At 67.3% G+C, this 3922-nt stretch carries 2 protein-coding genes and 1 pseudogene; 1 reads left to right on the plus strand and 2 read right to left on the minus strand.

Annotated features, from left to right (window positions below):
- Positions 1-96: 96 nt before the first annotated feature.
- Positions 97-282, minus strand: a pseudogene (locus ABZT03_RS43335) (serine/threonine protein kinase); the annotation flags it as partial.
- 2095 nt (positions 283-2377) lie between these two features.
- Here ABZT03_RS43335 and ABZT03_RS43340 point away from each other — a divergent pair.
- Complete coding sequence (locus tag ABZT03_RS43340; protein WP_356049707.1) at positions 2378-3532, plus strand: IS256 family transposase; 1155 nt, start codon at positions 2378-2380, stop codon at positions 3530-3532.
- Positions 3533-3651: 119 nt separating this feature from the next.
- Here ABZT03_RS43340 and ABZT03_RS43345 read toward each other — a convergent pair.
- Positions 3652-3922: DDE-type integrase/transposase/recombinase (locus ABZT03_RS43345; protein ID WP_356049709.1), on the minus strand; the 271-nt coding region annotated here is incomplete at its 5' end.

Consider the following 3922-nt stretch of genomic DNA (forward strand, 5'->3'; position numbering starts at 1 on the left):
GTACGACACCGCGTCCACGAGCAGCCCCTCCCGGCGATCCGACCAGACAGATGATCATGCCACCGGCGAGGGCTCCCGCTCAACCTGACAATGCCTCGCCGCGCCCTGCGGGTCGTATTCGGCAAGACCCGGATCGGGCGGTCGTACCTCCTTGAGCGCGACTGCCCGGTCAAGGACCAGATCGCGCGCTCGCCACACCATGCCCATGCCGCCGCCACCGAGTCGCGCCTCCAGCTCAAAGCGCCCGTCTATGACTCGTCTGCCGGATTCGCTGTCGCTCATGGCCGGGAGCCTACGAGATACCGGTGACACGGCCCCGCGCAGGTGACTCCAACGCCAACGGGCCGGTGCGTTCTGTCTTCAGTTCAGTGGTCGAGTGATCTCTAGGTTGAGGGCTGTGTACTCAACGATGGGTTGGTTCTTGCTGGTTAGCTGGATGGGTCGGGCTTGGTCTCCCGGCGCCCGGGAGTTGTCGTTGGGGTACGGGATGTGTTCCTGGCGTGCTTCAGGGGTGGGGATACGGTTTCTTCTCGTATTCCTGTGGTGTTGCTGTTTTCCGGTTCCACCCCCGTGAAGGAAGACAGCAACACCTTCTTCAAGACCTAGGCGAGTCTGATCTGGCGAGCGCCCTTGTCAGTCCCAGGCCGACCGGCTCACGCCTCCTGTGGGAGCTCTTGCGGGCTGTTCACCCATCGCATCGACCCACGCCGCTGTCGTGACTCGTGGGCCCCGGAAAGCCGACGCTCGATGCGAAGGGCAGCGAGGTCCCAACCCCTGCAGACCGCTGAGACGAAACCGCTGGGACTGGTCCGGCGACACACCCTGAACGGGGCGTCGCGCCCGGCGGAGCCCTCATGTCGACTCCGGCCCGTCGCCGTTTTCGCTCTGGGAGACTGAGGGCCACCATTCGGTCCCGCCCGGACAGCCCGCGCGGGACCGTCATTCCCGACAGCGCAGAGGTGAGGGTCCTGTTCCTGTTATCGCCGGCAGGAGCAGGACCCTCTGGGTGGGTGCATGGGGCGGGGGTCCCTTGTACGCGTTATACCGTTCAACGAAGTTCAGGGATCGCGGATGCGAAGCCCGTTCTCGCCGTGCTGCGCGGGTCAAAGAGAGCGGAGCAGTGGCACGTTGCTCGCCCGTCGTGCGCGGGCAGGCGGGTCGACTCAAGTGGGGGCATACCGTCGTTCGCGCATACGATGACGGTCGCGGACCGCCGATGGACCTTGTGGATCTCGGATCGGCCCGTGCGGGTAGATGAGCCTGTGCGCAGCTGCGTGAACATCCCTCCTTTGTCGAAGGACTGCCGGTTTTGGACCTCCCACCCTCTGAAAGCCCTGCCGCGCGTCGTCCGGGCCGGACCTGGGCTGTGCGCATTACCGGTCATGGTGACCGTACGGCGTCGGTCTCCTGCTCCTCCCCCTGTGTCATGCCGTCGCGTTCCCGCGATCTCGCCGCCTTGCGCCGTTTCGCCGAAGCCCACGTTGGCGCGCACGCCCGTGCTGCGACCGTGCATCCCGATGCCGCCTGCGCCTGCTGGCAGGCGCGGTGTGCCTCCCATGAGGGTCGCCGGGTGTGCTGCACGGGCAGCGTCCTGCTGGTCCTGCGCCACGATCCGGCCGTCGCCCAGGTGTGGACCCTGATGGAGGTCTGCGCCGCCTGCGCCCCGGAAATGACTCACACCCGCGTCCTTGGCCGGGCTCTCCCCGGCAGCCGGACTCCTGACGTTCCTGCCTCGGTGACACCCACCAGTAGCGTGCCGACGGCCGTGGCCCCGGTTGCCGGCGGTTTCAGCGCCCCGAGCGGACCCGGCTTCAACAGCGCCGACGCCCCGGTCGCCCCATCCCGCTCCCGTTCTGGCGGCCGTGGCCGGCCGCAGTCCCGGCAAGGCCGCTCGCCCCGCAGCTGACATCGGCCGACACGCCAGGGTCGCTGAACTGCGCGCCCTTCCCAATACCGGGCCGCGGCGGCATTCTTAACGGCGTGGCCCGGAAGCCGGTGCGCCGCTGTCTGTCCGCAGTGTCATTCGTTGTTGCCCCGGGACGCGGGAGCGAATCGGCGTTACTGCGATACGACGGGTCGCGTCCAGAAGGTGGTGTAAAAGGCGACGAGCGTAGGTTTCCGTACTGAACCGTCCAGAGTTCGTACGAGGAAGGACCCACGCTCGTGCACAAGCGAGTATCCCCGACCGAGGCCATCCGTGGCGAGATTGATGCCGTGTTCGCCGAGGGCCGGCCGCTGGCCGACTGCCTCGAGGACGTCGCCCGACTCGGGGCCCGTCTGATCATCCAGTCCGCGCTGGAAGCGGAGGTCGACGAGTTCCTGGGGCCGGGCCCGCTATCAGCGCGCGGATGCGGCTACGGACAGCGATGGCCAGGACGTGATCGAGGAGGAGGCGCCGGTGGTGCGGGCAGGGCACCGCAACGGGCACCGCGAGGTGACCGTCAAGACCACGTCCGGGCCGGTAAAGGTGAAGCGGCCCAGGCTGCGCGACACCACGGAGAAGTTCGCCTCCCGGCTGTTCGGGAAGTCGGTGACACGGACGAACGCGCTGGAGTCGCTGGTGATCGCCTCATACGTGCGTGGCCTGTCCACCCGGGACGTGACCAACACTCTGGCCGAGGCCCTCGGCTGGGACGCCGCCCTGTCGAAGTCCACGGTCTCCTCCATCTGCCAGTCCATACGCGGCGAGTACGACAACTGGCGCGAGCGTGACCTGTCCGGCGTCACGCTGGACTACCTGTTCATCGATGCCTCGCACTTTCGCATGCACCCCAATGCCCCGGCCGAGCCCGTCCTCGCGGCATGGGGCATCGACACTGACGGCAGGCCCGTCTTCATCGGCCTGGAAGCCGCCGGCTCGGAGTCCCACGACGCCTGGGCCGACTTCTTGAATGGCCTGCTCGAGCGCGGTCTCACGCCGCCGCTGCTGGTGATATCGGATGGCGGAGGCGGCCTGATCTCCGCCTGCGAGCTCGTTCTGGGCCGCAGCCTGCGCCAGCGGTGCCTGATTCACAAATGCCGCAATGTCACCTCGAAGGTCAGTCGCCACGACCTTGCGGAGGTGAAGAAGGACTTCTGGGAGATCTTCGACACCACCACGCTCGAGATCCCTCCCGGCCAACACCTCGTCGAGGCGGTCCAGCGCCGCATCGACGACTTCGCCACCAAGTGGGAGAAGACCTACCCGTCCGCAGTCAAGTCCCTGCTCAAGGACCGGATTTCACTCACCTCTCACCTGCGCTTCCCCGTCGAGCACCACAAGCGGATCCGGCATTCGAACTTCATCGAGCGGACATTCGGCGAGACTCGCCGCCGGGTGAAGGTCATCGGCCGCTTCCCCGACGAGACCTCCTGCGTCAGCCTCGCGTTCGCGGTCCTGGACCGGGCCGCCACCGGCTGGCGCGGCTTCACCATGACCCCCGCCGCCCTGCGCCGGCTCGAAGGCATGCGACGGGACCTGCTCGACCCCACACCCGTCGACGTAATCCAACTCGCACCCCAGGACCACGAACCCCTCACCGAAGCCGCGTAACATCAACCATCACGGAACCCCTCGTCGAGCTTTTCCACCGCTCGGCGCTGTCACGTTAATGAGCTTGTGATCGTCTGGAGGCGTGTCGGGGTGTGGTGGGGCCCGGTGGCTGCCCTGGTTCAGGTCGTGGCGGGCAGGCCGACGGTGGCGGTCACGTGTTCCCAGAGGGTGAAGCGGAGGGTCATCTCGAGGCGGTGCTCGGCAGCGGTCATCAGGTGCCGGCCGGGGCGGAAATGGGGTGAGATGCCGCTGAACGCGGACAGGAATCGTTGCGCGGATCCGGGTGAGCGGAAGAACTTCATGGCGCGCTCGCGCTGGCGGGTGGGCTGGTGGCTGTTCTCGGCCCGGTTGTTCAGGCCCTTGTGGGCGCGGTGCTCGACCGAGGCCATG

This window comes from Streptomyces sp. NPDC005574 (assembly GCF_040605435.1).
Lineage (GTDB): Bacteria > Actinomycetota > Actinomycetes > Streptomycetales > Streptomycetaceae > Streptomyces.